Source organism: Ligilactobacillus murinus DSM 20452 = NBRC 14221, assembly GCF_001591685.1.
Lineage (GTDB): Bacteria > Bacillota > Bacilli > Lactobacillales > Lactobacillaceae > Ligilactobacillus > Ligilactobacillus murinus.
The window spans coordinates 15,702-32,414 of sequence record NZ_BCVJ01000022.1 but is presented as its reverse complement, the minus strand read 5'-3'; the positions used below and the strand labels follow the sequence as shown (position 1 = coordinate 32,414).

At 41.2% G+C, this 16,713-nt stretch carries 9 protein-coding genes and 1 pseudogene; 3 read left to right on the top strand and 7 right to left on the bottom strand.

Going from position 1 to position 16,713, the window contains the following annotated elements; all coding sequences use genetic code 11:
- From LMU01S_RS05730 to LMU01S_RS05720, 3 genes are all read right to left on the bottom strand, one after another.
- A partial coding sequence (locus LMU01S_RS05730; protein ID WP_061773557.1) for a pectate lyase-like adhesive domain-containing protein occupies positions 1-6,055 on the bottom strand: 6,055 nt, incomplete at its 3' end.
- Positions 6,056-6,074: 19 nt separating this feature from the next.
- Positions 6,075-7,559, bottom strand: coding sequence for a glycosyltransferase (locus LMU01S_RS05725; protein WP_056958676.1), 1,485 nt, complete (start codon positions 7,557-7,559; stop codon positions 6,075-6,077).
- On the bottom strand, positions 7,556-9,115 hold the full coding sequence (locus tag LMU01S_RS05720) for a glycosyltransferase (protein ID WP_056958679.1): 1,560 nt from the start codon (positions 9,113-9,115) through the stop codon (positions 7,556-7,558). Before LMU01S_RS05720 ends, LMU01S_RS05725 begins: the two co-directional genes overlap by 4 nt.
- A gap of 894 nt (positions 9,116-10,009) precedes the next feature.
- Here LMU01S_RS05720 and LMU01S_RS05715 point away from each other — a divergent pair.
- The 3 genes and pseudogenes from LMU01S_RS05715 to LMU01S_RS05705 all read left to right on the top strand — a co-directional run.
- Positions 10,010-10,435: an Rrf2 family transcriptional regulator gene (locus tag LMU01S_RS05715; protein ID WP_056958681.1), complete on the top strand. Its 426-nt coding sequence runs from the start codon at positions 10,010-10,012 to the stop codon at positions 10,433-10,435.
- An 87-nt stretch (positions 10,436-10,522) separates the two neighbouring features.
- Positions 10,523-11,536, top strand: coding sequence for an NADP-dependent oxidoreductase (locus LMU01S_RS05710; protein ID WP_056958683.1), 1,014 nt, complete (start codon positions 10,523-10,525; stop codon positions 11,534-11,536).
- A pseudogene (locus LMU01S_RS05705) lies at positions 11,536-11,808 on the top strand (alpha/beta fold hydrolase); the annotation flags it as partial. The gene LMU01S_RS05710 and the pseudogene LMU01S_RS05705, both read left to right, overlap by 1 nt.
- 204 nt (positions 11,809-12,012) lie before the next feature.
- Here the strand turns inward: LMU01S_RS05705 and fucO are convergent.
- The 4 genes from fucO to LMU01S_RS05685 all read right to left on the bottom strand — a co-directional run bounded on the left by fucO (position 12,013) and on the right by LMU01S_RS05685 (position 16,703).
- Positions 12,013-13,167 carry a lactaldehyde reductase gene (fucO, locus tag LMU01S_RS05700; RefSeq protein WP_056958687.1) on the bottom strand — a complete coding sequence of 385 codons (1,155 nt, stop codon included), beginning with the start codon at positions 13,165-13,167 and terminating at the stop codon, positions 12,013-12,015.
- A gap of 109 nt (positions 13,168-13,276) precedes the next feature.
- Positions 13,277-14,341: a PfkB family carbohydrate kinase gene (locus LMU01S_RS05695; RefSeq protein ID WP_056958689.1), complete on the bottom strand. Its 1,065-nt coding sequence runs from the start codon at positions 14,339-14,341 to the stop codon at positions 13,277-13,279.
- A 213-nt stretch (positions 14,342-14,554) separates the two neighbouring features.
- Positions 14,555-15,493 carry a pyrimidine-specific ribonucleoside hydrolase RihA gene (gene rihA, locus LMU01S_RS05690; protein WP_056958691.1) on the bottom strand — a complete coding sequence of 313 codons (939 nt, stop codon included), beginning with the start codon at positions 15,491-15,493 and terminating at the stop codon, positions 14,555-14,557.
- A gap of 22 nt (positions 15,494-15,515) precedes the next feature.
- Positions 15,516-16,703, bottom strand: coding sequence for a NupC/NupG family nucleoside CNT transporter (locus LMU01S_RS05685; RefSeq protein ID WP_056958693.1), 1,188 nt, complete (start codon positions 16,701-16,703; stop codon positions 15,516-15,518).
- Between the last annotated feature and the right edge of the window lie 10 nt (positions 16,704-16,713).

The following is a 16,713-nucleotide window of genomic DNA, read 5'->3' as shown; positions in this document are numbered from 1 at the left end:
CGCTTGCCTTGGTTCTAGCTTCGCTAGCTGCGGAGGCTGCCTGACTGGCTTTTGCTTCTGCTTGGCTTGCTTGACTAGCTGCCTGGCTTGCTACTGCTGCAGCACTTGAAGCGTGTTCTAAGTCTCCTGCTTTAGCATAACTTGCTGCTTCACTGGCTGCTGTATTTGCCTCTTGCGCTGCCGTTGAGGCAACTTGATCTGCAGTCGCTGCTTCTTTTGCACTAGCGGAGGCTTCACTGGCTGCTTGACTGGCTTCTGTTGCGGCACTGCTTGCTTTTGTAGATGCTTCACTGGCTGTTGAAGCTGCACTTGAAGCTATTTGAGCGGCACTTGCTACGCCTTGATTTGTTGGATGTTCACTTGCCATCGTAGCTACTTGAGTGAAAATATCTTTAGTTTCAGTCGCAATTGTTGAGGCATTACTTGCACTCTTACTTGCAGCACTTTTTGCTTGAGTCGCATCACTTGTTGCAGTATTTGCTTGTTGAAGGTCATCACCTGTATTAGCCTTGGACTCATTTGCTTTTGTTGCAAATGAACTTGCTTCACTTGCTCGATCCTCAGCATCCATATATAAATCAGCTGCACTCGCCGCTTGATCTACCTTAGTTAGACTTTGACTGGCTAAACTATCATAATTACTTGCCTCTGAGGCAGCGCTACTTGCGATCGCATCATTTTTGATCGCTAACGATAATGCTAAACTACCATCACTTGCTGCACTTTTAGCTACAGACGCAGCCACACTGGCCACTGAGGCGGCACTCGAAGCACTTATTTTATCGCCTAAACTTGCATAACTCTTAGCTGCAGTTGCTGCACTATTAGCCACACTAGCGGCACTACTTGCGATCACATCTGCGCTACTTGCTGTTTGATAATTTTCACTAGCCATACTTGCAGCATCAGAAGCTCGTTTAGAAGCCTTTGAAGATAAACTTGCTGCTTGACTTGCATTTTGCGCCGCTGTTAATGCATCTTTGACAGCACTAGAAGCACCTGAATTATTTGGATAGCCACTAGCTCTATTTTCAACATCTTGGGCTGTACTTGTTGCCTCTGAAGAGAATTGTCCTGCTTGATCTGCACTTTGACTTGCATTATCGGCATAAGCTTTAGCTTGATCTGCTTCTTTTTTAGCTTGACTTGCATGATCATCGGCGTCTATTTTAGATAGATCTGCTGTATTTGCTTGATCTGTAGCTAAACTAGCATAGCTATCTGCTTGTGCCTGGTCGATCGCAACTTGAGCTTCTTTATTTGCGATTTCTATATCATTTAAAGCTTGTTTGACTTTAGCTGCCATCTCAGCAGCTACACTAGCCGCACTTGAAGCAAGTTCTTTTTGACTATTTGCCATAGTAGTAGCTGCACTGGCCGTTGAAGCTGCTTGACTTGCCACACTGGCTGCACTACTTGCTACACTGGCTAACGAATCTAGCTGTGCTTGATCACCCTTCCCAACTAATTCTTTAGCCGCACTGGCAGCACTTGACGCTGTCTCATTGGCTAAACTAGCTTGAGTCCTAGCCGCATCAGCTACACTTTGCTCTGTTTGGGCTTTTGACCCAGCTAGACTGGCTATCTCAGCTGTTGAACTGGCTACACTAGTTGCATGTGATGCAACATCAGCTGCACTACTTGCTGTTTTACTTGCACTTACGACTGTAGCATTTGAAACATTATCAGTTGCAAGTTGTTGGATCTTTGTAGCCAGTACTTGTACTTGACGATCATCATCACTTGCCATTTTGGCACTAGAACTAGCTGCTGTTGCACTAGAACTAGCTTCTTTAACAGCTGTTGTTACGCTAGTCGTACTTTGGCTTGCTTGACTTTGGCTCAAAAAGGCGTCACTGGCTTTATTTTGTACCAAAGCAGCAGTTGCAGTCTCAAGCTGTAAGTTCACTGCATCTAAAGCTTGTTTTGCCTTTTTAGCAGCTTGACTAGCTGAACTTGCTGCTGTAGTCGCTGTAACAAGTGCATTTTGAGCTAAATTTGTCACTTGCGGAGCATTAGACGCTAAATAACTAGCTTGATCATCTAGATCAGTTGGATAATTTTTTTCGATATCATCTACTAATACGACCGCTTTTGTACTATTCTCAGTAGCACGCGTTGCTTCATCCCGTGCTGTTGTTGCTTCGGCTTTGGCTTCATCTACTAAAGTCGTCGCAGTATTGGCAGCGCTCGTTGCGGTTAGGATCGTAGGATCATTTGGATATTGTTTTGCTAATGAAGCGATCTTAGTCACTACATTTGCTAGAGAAGTAGCACTAGTAGCTACTGAGTTATCTGCCTCACTTGTCATTGCAGCATAAGAAGCTACTTTTAGTTTATTTACGGTAGCCAAAACTTTTGTTGTATCAAAGTAAGCATCTGTTGCTACTTTTTTAGCTGTCGTTTTTAAGTTTGTCGCTTGGTCCAGTGTTTTGTCGATATCTTCAGTTGTCTTTGTGATCTCATTGACATTACTTTCCAAAATATTAAATTTAATATTTATCTTTGTATCTGAAGCAGTCGCTAAACTCTTTTCAGCTGCAAGATCATCTCCCTTAGCGTAGTAACTAAGAGCTTCCTTTAAAGCAGTTGCATTTTCTGAAGCTAGCATCGCAGCCTCTGAAAGTTGATCCTTTGGTACTGCTATTGATGCTAAACTGTCTAAACTTGCTAAACTATTGGTTATTGTAGTAGCATAGCTCGCATATTCAGTTGCTTTACTTGCCCCACTAGTGATCACAGGATCATCACCTGCTACAGTTTCCAAGTATTTTGCAGCACTATTTATTTTTACAACATCATTTTGGATCGTATCTTTGATCGTAGCGTAAGAAGTTGCTGCTTTAGTGGCAAAATCAGCTGCACTTGAAATTTGAGCACTCAAACTACTTAACGTATTTTGTTGTGATCTTTCAGCCTGAGTTACGATCGCTTGTGCCTGTGAGCTCAAAGTTGCTAACTGGTTCGTGACCTTTGTTGCAACTGCATGTGCTGCAGTTGCAGTGTTAGCCGCTAGCGAGGCACTTTGGCTAGCCACACTAGCATATGACGCTTGCGCACTATTTTGCGCAGTTTCTGTGACGGTATCATTAGTTGCACTAGCATCACTGGCCGCCATCGAACTATTCAATGCCTCTAAAGCTGCACTAGCTGCGTTAGAACCGGCCTTTAGATCGACCCCAGCTGACTGACTATAAGAATTTACTTCTGTATAAATAGCATCCGCTAGATCTTGGACCTCAGCTCTTTGACTAGCTAATTGGCTGACGTCTGCAGCCATTATCCCAGCTTGGCTCGCTGTACTTGAGGCAATGGAAGCGATAGCAGCTGCATCTGAAGCTAGACCAGAGATGTCCGCTTTAGTATCATTTACAAACGCTGTAGTATAGGCTGGAGTGAAATTATTCGTCGAACCAGCTACTAAGATCTGACCGGCATCTAATGGCATTGGTAAGGTAACTGTCCATTTACCAGTACTATCGGCTTTTGTGACATAATCTGGAGTCGCTTCGGTCGGTGCTGTCAGCGTATAGCTAAGCCCTGGTAAGTCAACTAATTTACCATTAGCATAATATTTCAAAGTCACATAAGCATCCGGCATCGTCTTTCCCGTAAGCGTCGTTTGCTTTGCCGTCAATTGCTGAGCTTGATCGAGCGTAATGTAATTTTGCATATCTCGAGTAGTGTATTGTAAGTAATTACTTGTCCCGAGCCTATCAGCAAGTTCTTTACCAGCTTGTGTCGCAGCATCGTTTAAGCCAATAACATTTGCTTTGGCCAAACTCGATGTACCATTTTTATCCAGTTGGTAAGTTGCTACTTTAAAAGGTCCTAGTTGTGAATATTGCGGTATCGTCCCGATCTCTACAAATTGGGCATTGAGATCACCAGCAAAATTGAATAGCTTCGAATCTGCTCCTGCATGTGTGTTATCAAAAATCACATTTTCTGGGCGATAGATACTGATCTTTGAACCTGAACTAGCCGTTATCAGTGTCGTTTTACCTGTACCCGTACCTTCAAGATCGACATTAGAATCTTTACCAAAAGATAACGTCGCACTCCCTTTTGTATTGATCAAAGTATTGGCCGTTGTCGTTTGATTTCTTACATCTAAAGTACCACCATCATTGACAAAGATCTGCCCCGCACCACCGATATAGATGTTGCCATAATTCATATCACCTTTATTGGAAATATCTAAAGTAGCACCTAGACCATTGATGCGGATCGTCCCACCATTATCCATATAGATATCTGAGCTAGCTTTTAAGCCAGCTGTATTACAGATCCCTAATTTAGCACCTTTCTTGACCGTGACCTTACTGGAGTTACCATATAGATATACGATCGGTAAAGTTTTCAGATCACCACTTGAATTTTTACCGACTGTCATCATCGAATTTTTATTGAGCGTCAAAGAACCATTACTGATATAGATGATACTACCAGTATTATCACGTGCATTATCAGCATTTTGAATATCGACATTTACAGTTGCACCTTCATCAAGTTCGACTGCACCTTGAGTATAGATCAAAGCTGAAGATTTCTCAGCTCTGGTATTAGAGCCTGTATTCGTTTGAACAATATCTACAGTTGCATTTTTGCCAACTGTAAAGTGAGGCGTACCATTATCATTGATATACACATTTCCCCCGCGGTCTGTTGTCATCTTGATCTTGGCATTTGGTTCGATCTCTAAAGCCGATAATTCAAAGTTTTGTTGACCCGTTTCAGTCTTAACATCTTTTCTGAATTTTGAAGTATAGCTCGAACTAGAGTTAAAAGTACTATCGCCAGCTAAAATAACCGTTGCGGTCTTAGTCATCACCGTTTGTGAACCATAATAATGAACATTATTATACTTGATCGTCTGCGTAACACCTTTTGCTAAAGAACTCGGCCCACCAACAAAAGTCGGATTGATCGAAAGAGCTCCGAAACCCCAAACTGCATATAACGTTAGATCATTCATAACTAATGCCATCGACTGATCGTTTGCAGCCTTAAAGCCAATATTGACCGTCCCAAAATCGATCTGGTGTCCATTACCATTGATCGTCAAGTCACGAGCATTCTTGACCGTTTCATTGTGTCGGCCTCCACTGTATTTAGCTCCATAATCAATATCATCTAAAATATTGATCGTCTTAATAGTGCCATTATTCAAAGCATCATAAAACTCATTTGCAGTTGTGACATTAGCCGTACTACCATCTGCAACTGCGGTAGCTTTAAGCTCGGGATCAGCAGTGGCTGATCCCTCTGTTTGAGCTTTAGACTCAGTTACACTGGCCATCGTTACTGGGGTGGTCGAAATAGCTGATAGTTCGAGTGTTTGAAGCTTTTGGGCTCGATTTTTTTCAACATCGGTCCCTGCTAGTGAAGTATTATTGTCTTCAGTTGTCGCAGCACTTGTTTTAGTTACTACACTTGCTTTTTTAGGCAATACTTGAGCTGTCGTAGCTGACTTTTCATCTAAAACTTCACTTTGTTCTGACGTTTGGGCAAGTGGCTTGCTTGCAGACTCTGCTTGTGACACAGGTGTAGCCACTTTGAGCTCTTTTGCTAAAGAATCAGGGTCAGCTGAACTTGGTGCAAGTGACTTTACTTCTGGTGTTGCACTTGACTTAGCTTGCCTTGTTTGTGCTACTGCAGTCTCATTTGCACTTGACCTAGCTTGACTTGTTTGTGTTACTGCCGTCTCATTTGCACTTGCTTGGCTCGATACAGCAGATACCTCTGAGGTCGGTGCCTGGCTTGTAGTATTTTTATCTAAACTTTGCGAACTAGCTGATCTATTAGCACTATTCGCTGCTTGTAATACGACCTCTTGCCCTTTAGCTGGCTCACTTATCGTATAGATCGACTCATCAACGGCTTTTTGCGGTTCATTCTGCGCTTGATCAGCTTTAACTGGTGTAACTCCCAGGCTAAATGCTCCTAAAGAAAAGAATACAAGTGGAGCTGCGACCCAGCTCTTGCCAGCTTTATACATCTTATAGCGTTTTTTTAATTTTCCTTCACTAAATAACTTTCTATCCTTCTGCAAATTTTTTGCCCCCCATAGTTCACTCGCTCACTACTAGATCCCAAGCTGCACTAAAAGCTTTAGCATCATACTTAGTAGCTGTTTTGAGTGCTCCTTTTGACAATTTATGATAATTTTCACTATCACCTAAGAGCTCAAGTGCTTTTTTAGCTAGCAGCTTAGGTGTTTTATTTTTGACGTTGTAGCCATTTATGTCATTTTTGACTAAATTATTTTCTGTATAATCGATCGCATAAGTAACGATTGGAACGCCATGTGCCATACTCTCTAACATGTTCATCCCAAACCCTTCACTTGGACTGGCATTTAAGAATAAAGTTGCATCTTGATAAAGTTTTGGCTCGTTTTGATAGGGTAAAAATTCAACTGCATCTTGTAAATGTAACTCACTGACTAACTGCTGGAGTTTGGTTTGATAGTCCGTATTTGAAAAATACCCTTGTAATTTAAAGCGCAAAGTTGCATCTTGCAAATACATCGCCTTAAAACATTTCAACAGATCAGTGATATTTTTATCTTCAGCGATCCGGCCAACATAGATCAGTACTTTTTGTTTTGGTAATACTTTTGGACTAGTAGCTACTTTGACCCAACTGTCTGGGGCGACCGCTACATTTAGTTTCGACTCAAATACCTGCAATACAGTATTAGCCTCTGCTTTAGTCGGAAAGATCACTTGATCAAAATTACCCACCGTCAGCGCAGTTCGATAGGCAGGCAAGATACCTTTTTGCGGTTTTTTGTCATCCACAAAGGGTACGCTGTGGATATATGCTAATTTTTGCTTAGCATTAATAACATTTAAAACGCAATTATCAAGCGTTCGTCGATCAGAGATAAACACCCCTGGTTCAAGCGCATTGATCTCATTTAAAAAGAAGGTATACAACTGGTCTTGGGTGTCAAAGACATAATCTTTGCCTCGATAAGCGATCAATTTATAACTCGTAGGCAAGATCTTGCCATCAAGATACATATGGGTGATCTCAAGCGCGATCTCACCAGTCGGTTTTAAAAATTGTTGGGTCGCGATCGAACCATCAGGATGATAGGTCTCGACCATTGAACGAAAGCCACGCCAATCCCAATATTCCTTAAATATTGTATGCCCCATTCGATCAAAATAAGTGATGTCTCCTACTAGCCCGACTGTTTCTGGCATCACTGCAATTTTTCCGATCAAATTGCCCTGATAGCGCAATTCTGAAGTATTATTATCGATCCCTACGATGTGATGATCCTTTAAGGCCATACTTTTGAGTAAACGCAGTGGACATTTCTTTCGCTGTAAACCAACAGCCTCTTGAAAATAATCATACATGTTCAACACAGTCGTGGGATCGAGCTTATGCGTGGCGATATCTTTAGCCAATAAACGATTATAATTGCGCAATAAAAGTTTCGCCGTTTTCCCTTGGCGCTTAAAAAGATCCAACCGTTCAAACTGTGAAAATTCTGTCCCAGAATTGAAAGTGAAAACATTTTCACCCGTTAAATAGATCATTTAAAAACATCTCCTTTCAAAGTCTGTTTAGCGTCATCAAACAACGCTTGCCAAGCTCGCCAAACATTTTCACTTGAATAACGTTTGCTTGAAGTATACGCACCTGTACTCATTTGTTGCATAAGTTTTGGATCTTTGAAAAGTTTGATCATTGCTTGTGCTAAAGCACGATAGTCACCATAGGAAACAACTGCCCCATTTTGCTCATTTATAACGATATCGTTTGGACCGTAATTAACATCATAAGTCACTCCGACGACCCCATGTGAGATCGCCTCCATGATCGCTAAATTGAAGCCTTCCATCCGTGAGGTCAAGCCAAAGATCTGGGCCTTATCTAATACAGGTGCCAGCTCTGACTTGTAGCCCTTTAATTTAACACTATCGTCCAATCCCATTTTAGCTATCGTCTCTATTACTTTACGTTTTTCACCATAATCATTACTTGGATCAGCGTAACCATAGATATCAAGTGTCACTTCGGGGATCTCTTGTTTAACTATAGCGATCGCTTTGACTAGGTCATCTAACCGCTTTTCATGGGCGATCCGAGCCACTGCGATCACTTTACCAAAAGTCCTGTCTTTTTCTAAAACCGGTTTGGCATTGAACGTTTCATCCGAAACAATACCAACTGGGATCGTAAACATCTTGCATTTAGGGTCAAAACGCTTGATCACATCAGCAGTTTGCCGTTTAGTAGCTGAAACGACTGCCGAGTAGCGGTCAAGATTGGCCAAAGCGTACTCATAGTTATTATTTACGATCGAGTTCATCGGATCTTGGGCATCACCAGCTTGTGAATTATGTAAATGCATGACCGTATATGCTGGTCGTTTCAAACGTGTCAAAGCTCCATCGGCTAGTAAAGAACGATCTAACACAAAAACATTATTTCCTTTTTCATTGATCCGATTCAAAAAGTACTCAAAAAGTTGATCTAAATTATCAAAAGTATGAACTTCATGGTTCTTATCCCGTAAGATCCAACTTGTTTTGACTAGTTTATTTTGGAGGTCATATTTATAAAAAGTTCTAAGAACTGATTTTCCTGTAGGAGTCAACCACTCTTCACTACCGATCTTATTATCCGGTGTATACCATTGACGTAAGGAACAAAAGCCACGTGCATCATAAAGATCGACCCGATAAAGATTGTTGTAGCCGTCAAACAATTCAGTCGAAATAACTTGTTTAGCTTGCGAATTATCATAATTTACCCGAGCTACTAATTTTTTGTTTGGACGTGTGACCAAATAACGTGAGCGGTCACTTTCTTCAGTGATCACTAAATTTTTTAACCCTAGATCAAGGTCACTGACTGTCACCCGTTTAGGTAAAACATGGCTTGCTTCTTGAAAATAGTCAAACATACTGAGTAGATGCTCGTCGTCAACACCAGCAGCATTAGCTGTCATATGTAGCGTCCGATTCCAGTCGCGTACTACTAATTGGCATGGCGTTTGATATTTTTCAAAAAGTTTGATCCGTTTTAATTCAGCATGTTCGATCCCTGACTTATGATCAGGCATCCCAAAATTGATAAAATATATCATTTATGTACCGTGCTATATAAAATCTGAATAAATATCGAACAATATAGCTTTCCTTTCCTGCTCTTATTTAGTCAAGCTTTATAAATCGTGTGAAATATATAATTTCATTCATCTTTAACTTTAAAATCTAACCTATAAAACATATTAAAAATCACTTCTTTTCAATACGAGTTCACATACTAACGAATTAACAAAATGTACAATTTTTGTTGTTTTTTACAATAATTTTATTTATTTTATAAATCATTTTTAAATTATCTAAAAATATAAAATAAATAATTTTCACAAATATATTATGTGTTTTTTATAGCTTTTTTTCAACTCAAAGCTTACGTCCATTATAACTATATACCTCATTTTTTTATTAAAAAGATAATTCTGTACTTATTTGAAATAAAAACTCTTTCGATCGCGGTTCTTCCAAAGCAAACTACGTACCTAGGCGACCACTTAACGCCCCCAACTGAACTAATAGCTCCCTGATCTAGTGTTCGATTTGATAGTCCTTCAAGTGCTACCTTCTGCGTATTTAACTCTTTTTTTATCCTAAAACGTTACCAAATAACAAATAAAACTACTCTTGTTTTACAAAGCACATCAGTTATCATGACTAATATCAAATTAGCAGATCATTAGTGTTTCCATCCCTTTGCTAGTTCAAATCTTCCAAACGACCAAGTTACTCTCAAATATTTTTAAGCGAAAAGCAAATACTAGAAAATAGTCGCACCACTAAAGTTACAAAAGATGCTCACAAATTCACTACACTTGGTTTTAGGACAGTATAAAGATCGGATCTTGAAACTTTTATATTTTTGGGGGTTGCTATTTTTTACTCATCCCAGTATACTTGTTCTTGCATCAGATACAACTTAAAAAGAGAGAAAGACGTTAATGGATACTAAATTTTCAGTTGCCCTGCATATCTTAGCGATGATCAGCGAGAGTGATAAAGAGCTCTCTTCCCAAGAATTAGCGCTAAGTGTTGGGACAAATGCCAGCTATATCCGCAAGGTGATCAGCTTGCTCAAAAAAGCTGATCTGATCAGTTCTCATCAGGGACGCTTGGGATATCAGCTAAATAAAACACCAGATAAGATAAGTTTGCTAGCGATCTATTATGCTACCCAAGAAGTCGATCAGATCAAACTGTTTCAAGTCCATCAAAATCCAAACGATCACTGTTTGGTCGGAAAAAATATCGAAAAAGCTGTTTCACCGATCTTTGATGCCGTTGAAAAACAGTTAGCGACTGAACTTTCACAAAAGACCTTAGCCGATGTGATCGCTAATCTCTATCACCAATGTCGTAATACTTAATTCTGACTTGTAATTCAAGCCAGTTTTTTTATCCCAAACATATACTTGTATCAGATACAAGTATAAAAAGAAAGGAATTTAACTATAATGAAAGCTGCTATCGTGACCCAATATAACAAAAATGATCTTACCCTTAAAATGACAACAGTGGATAAACCCCAGATCACCGCAGATCAAGTTTTGCTAAAAGTCAGCGCTGCGGGGGTAAACCCATTAGATAATATGATCACACGGGGCGAAGTGAAGTTGATCGTCCCCTACAAATTACCTGTGATCGGCGGAAATGAAGTCGTGGGTAAAATTGAAGCTGTCGGGGCAAATGTCACACAATTTAGTGTAGGTGAGCGTGTCTTTTCCCGCCTACCACTCGATAGTATCGGTGCTTTTGCCGAATATGTTGCTGTCGATGCCAATGCGATCGCTAAAGTTCCGCCATATTTAAGTGATGTTCAAGCAGCAGCTATTCCCTTGACCGCTTTGACTGTCATGCAAGCCTTTGAGTTGATGCAAGTCAAAAAAGGTAACACTATCTTTATTTCTGGTGGAACTGGTGGTGTTGGTGCGATGGCGATCCCGCTGGCTAAGGCTAAAGGCTTAAAAGTCATCACCAACGGAAGTGTCGAAAATAAGGAACGCGTTTTAGCCTTAGGTGTCGACCGCTTCATTGATTATAAGAATGAAGATTACACTCAAACGGTAGCTAATGTCGATTATGTCTTAGATACTTTAGGGGGGCAGGAAACTGAAAAACAAATGACGATCATGAAAAAAGGTGGACAACTGGTCTCTTTAAAAGGAATGCCTAATACTGCCTTTGCTAAACGGATGGGCTTTACCGGTCTAAAACGATTGCTCTTTAGCTTTGCTGGTCGTAAGTTTGACAAAATGGCTAAAAAATATGGTGTGACCTATAACTTCATCTTTGTTCAAGCAAACGGCGCTCAACTAGCAGAAGTTGCAAAACTCTTTACCAAACTTGAACTCAAACCGTCGTTAGATACAGTTTATGCCTTTAGTGATGTCAATGCTGCGCTAGATAAAGTCGCTAATGGACGTTCACGTGGAAAAACAGTACTTGATCTTCAACAAGGAGAAAAATAATGGGTTATCTTTCAACTAAAAATAGCTACCTCAATGTCTCATCTGAGCGGATCGCTTACCGTAAACTCGGAAAACCAAAAACGACCCCACTTGTTATGTTAGTTCATCTAGGGGCAACTCTAGATAATTGGGATCCAAAATTGATCGATCTTCTAGCTAAAAAGCGCCAACTTATCTTGCTCGATCTTCCTGGAGTCGGTGCAAGTAAAGGAAAAGTTGCTGTGACTATCTCAAAGATGGCTAAGCAAGCACTTGCGATCATCAAAGCTTTAGAATTTAAACTGCCCATTGACAAGCCACAAAGCAGTTGCTTGTAATAAGATCAGCCCTGATGCATCATTAAAGCCTTATCCATATTTATCGCCGTCCTTTCTAGCCTAAGTATACTAAAAGCCACTTTGACTGTTCACAAACTTATGCTCAACAAAAAAATTGGATCAAAGCCACTCACTAGTAGCCTTGATCCAACTAACTTTTTATAGCATTGAACGATATAATTCACTGATCTCTTCTAACGTCGTCTCACGCGGGTTCCCTGGAGTACAAACGTCACGATAGGCATCCGCCGCGAGTTGAGGAATGTCTTCTTCCTTAACTCCTAGTTCACGCAAATTCTGTGGGATCCCAACATCGATCCCCAATTGTTTGACCGCTTGGACTGCAGCTTCACGCACTTGGTCCAATGGCATTTTATCAGCATCAGCGATCCCAAAACGAAGCGCGATCTCACGGTAACGTTCACCGGTATATTCCTTGTTGTGATCCATGATCTTTGGCAATAATGTCGCACAAGCCACCCCATGAGGCGTATCATAGTGGGCTGATAACGGATGTGCCATGCCATGAACTAGGCCTAAACCGACATTGGAAAAGCCCATACCGGCTAAATATTGCCCTAATGCCATTTGTTCACGACCTTTTTCTGAGCCAGCGACCGAATCACGTAAAGATTTAGCGATCACTTCAATTGCTTGCAGATGCAACATATCCGTCATTTCCCAAGCACCTTTAGTGATATAACCTTCGATTGCATGGGTCAAAGCATCCATCCCTGTTGCTGCGCACAATCCTTTAGGCATCCCCAGCATCATATCACTATCGATAAACGCAGCTACTGGAATGTCGTGGGGATCAACACAGACAAATTTACGCTCATTAGCCTTATCTGTGATCACATAATTGATCGTCACTTCCGCTGCGGTTCCCGAAGTTGTAGGAACAGCAAGGATCGGTAACGTCTTGTTTTTAGTATCAGCGACTCCTTCTAAACTCAAGACATCGCTGAATTCAGGATTAGTCACAATGATCCCGATCGCTTTAGCTGTATCGATCACCGAACCACCACCGATCGCGATAATATGATCGGCTTGAGCACTTTGGCAGGCTTTTACCCCAGCTTGGACGTCTTCGATCGTTGGATTAGGCACGATCTCGTCAAAGATCTCATAGTCAAGATCGGCTTCATCTAAGATCGCCGTCACTTTCGTTGCCACATTGAATTTCAAGAGGTCCTTATCAGTCACTACCAGAGCCTTTTTTAAATGGTTCTTGTTGGCTTCGGTCACGACTTCCTTGATCGCACCTTTACCAAAATATGAAGTCTCGTTTAATATCATTCGATTTACACTCATCTGCACTTCCTCCATCATTAGTGTTATACCCTTATTATCCACCAAATATGATTACGCTTACAATTTTAAGGACCCCACTTTATAAAAAGTTAAATTCCCCAAAATATCCTTAATTTTCAATGATCTCACTTAATTTAGGGGTCACTGCCTCATTAACTTGAGCCGTAAGTACATCAGCTCTTTGCATCAATTTCAGTGTTTCGCCAAGATCTTTTGCCTGTAATTTAGCGTAGACGCTAGCTGCTATGATCGCCGCACCGACGCCATTTGTGTTAACTAAATTTGCTTTATGGTAGGCGATAAACTTAGCTACAGTCGGTGTTTGATAATAGATCCCTAGACCATCGGCATATATACAAACACGTTTACAGCCCCATACCTGTAACTTATCTGCGACCATTTGGGCCTGTTTTTCACCCGTGATCTCGATCTTAGTAAGTAATTTAGCTTCTACACTGTTGATGACTAAGGTATCGATCTTAGTTTTAGCACTAAATAGATTCTTTGCTTTATTTATCCCTACTGCTTTAGCAAAGATCGGAACTGTCACGTTTTCATAGATATAGTTCAAAGTTTCAGCTGGTAAATTAGAATCGACCACCACTACTTTAGCTGTATTTATCTTAGGCAAACGCTTTTCAATCACTTGTGGTGTCAATAATTCATTGATCTGCATGTCATCGATCCCTGCGATCCGGCGACCATCGACATCATTTAAATACACATACGTAGCCGTCGGACGTTCGACCCGCAAAGCATCACTTAGATCCAGCTCATTATTTTGGGCTTCGGCTTGGAACAGATCACCGTTATTATCATTTCCATACACCGTGATCAGCTTTGTCTTGACCCCTAGATTAGCTAAGTTCGTAGCAATATTGCGTCCCATCCCTCCAATAAATGAATATACTCGGCCCGGAGTCGATCCTGTAGTACTTACTTGAGCTTTGGCTGCTCCCAATACGTCCAAATTGACAGCTCCGATCACAGTTACTTCATTTTCCGCTGGAAATACATAACCCCGACCAACGATCAAGCCTTCTTTGATCAAGTTAGAAATATGTGATCCGATATTTGAGCGCGTTGTTCCGGTTTTTTCAGCCAATTGTGCCTGCGTGATCAAAGGGTCTTGCTTGATCAGTGCTAAAATTTCTTGTTCCCGCTTCGTTGCCAAAATAAATCTCCTCCGTTAATGTCATTAGCTCGATTATACCATTACAGTGCAAAGAATTGCGGTAAACTCCGTAGAAATAATGGTATCTCAGTCTGGAGGCGCTTTTTGCCTCGTGGATGAGATATTGTTATTTCCTAGGAGTTGCAATTCGGAGCACGACTTCATCACAGTGCACAAAAAAGGTGGTGCCTTTGACTTCACCACCTAATTTACTCAACCAAACGAGCGCAACGAATCCATGATAAGTTGGATAAATCTTGGCCGATCGATCCCTAACATGACTTCTGTATTCTTTTCTTTCCCCGTCAACTCATAGTAATCACAAACCGTCTCACCGCGAGTCAATTCACCTGTTGTTTCAACATCCACGTTCATTTTCTTAGTTTCAAACAACGTCTCATCGATCAACCAAGCGATCGTACATGGATCATGTAAAGGTGCGCCATCAAAGCCCCATTTAGGATCTTTATGGTAAATTCCAAAGAACTCCAGTAACCCATGAAAGGCTTTGGCTACTTCATTATCGATCTGTCCTACTTGTTTGATCTCATCTTCTAAGATCTGTGCTTGGTGAGTTACATTTAACGGTGCCATCACCAGTGGGATCCCCGCATTTAATACGATCTTGGCGGCTTCAGGATCAACAAAAATATTAAACTCGACTGATGGTGTCCAATTACCAAGTCCCATGGCGCCACCCATAAAGACGATCTGTGCTAATTTTTCCTTAGCCAGCTCAGGATAGACGCGCAAGAACAAAGCAGCATTGGTCATCGGACCCGTTACCACTAAAGTCACCTTTTCATCACTTTCCCGCAAAACTTTCGCCATCAATTCGATCGCAGTCATTGGCTGAACTTCAAATGTCGGTGTCGGTAGCTCAGCCCCATCCAGCCCCGATTCACCATGAACATTGCCTGCTGTTTCCAATTCTTTGACTAGTGGCGTCTGGTTGCCACCCGCCACGGGGATCTGGGTTTGCCCTAACAATTGTAGAGTCCGCATTGCATTATTCAAAGTCTTTTCAGGTGTCTGATTCCCAGCTGATGTTGTCACCGCTTTCAATTCGATTTCTGGAGAAGCTACTGCTAACAATAGTGCTAAAGCATCATCATGCCCTGGATCACAATCCAAGATAATTTTTTTCGTCAAAATCACCACGTCCTTTCATACTTTAAAAATACAGCCCGACGATCGTTCCCGTCAAGACAGATGCTAAGGTCGCCCCAAGTAAAAGTTTCATTGAAAACTTGGCTACATAAGCACCTTGCTTTTCACTGATCGCTTTTAATGAACCAGTGATGATCCCGACCGTGCCAAAGTTAGCAAATGAGACCAAGTAGGCTGAAACGATCGCATTAGTTTTAGCGGTCAAGCCAGTAGCCATACCTTGTAATTCGCCCATTGCCACAAATTCGTTTGTGATCAATTTGGTTGCCATCAAACTCCCTGCTTGAACGATATCTTGGGCTGGAACACCCATCAACCAAGCGATCGGGGCAAAGACATAGCCGATCAAAGTTGTAAATGAGACATTGAAGAGCGCAATGAATGAATTATTTAAAAATGTTACCAAAGCTACAAAACCGATCAACATCGCGCCAACGGTGACCGCTAATTTGAAACCATCCAAAATATAAGTTCCTAGTACTTGGAAGAATGGTTCTTTTTTGGGCTCACTGTGTAAGACGAGTTGTTCATCTTCTTTAGAGACATCATAAGGATTAATGATACATGAAATGATCAAAGCCGATAAAATGTTTAAAAATACTGCGACAACAACAAATTTCCCGGGGACCATCTTCATATACGAAGCCAACATTGCCGCCGAGACTGCACTCATGGCTGATGCACAGATCGTATAGAGCCGTTTTTCATTTAGCTTTGGTATCTGTTCTTTAACGGTCAAAAAGACTTCGGGTTGACCTAAGATCGCTGTTGAAATAGCAAAATAACTCTCTAACTCACCCATTCGAGCTACTTTATTTAGCGCATAACCAGTCCATTTGATGATAAACGGCAAGATCTTTAAATAGTTCAAGATCCCCACTAAGGCCGAGATAAAGACGATCGGCATCAAGACCGTGAAGAAAAAGACACCACTATTAGGTTTGATCATAAGACCACCAAAAACAAAATCGACCCCACCGGCTGCTTGATCCATCAACCAACTAAAGAAATGCGAGACTTTAGTCAAGGCACTGATCCCACCTGAAGTATGCAAGCAAAGATATGAGATCACTAATTGTAACCCAAATAAAACTGCCATCTTCTTATATCTCACTTGGTCACGGCCGTTGCTAAATATCCAACTAACACCAAAAACAAACGCTAGACCAGTCAGTAAAAAGACAAAATTCATTGCTCACTAC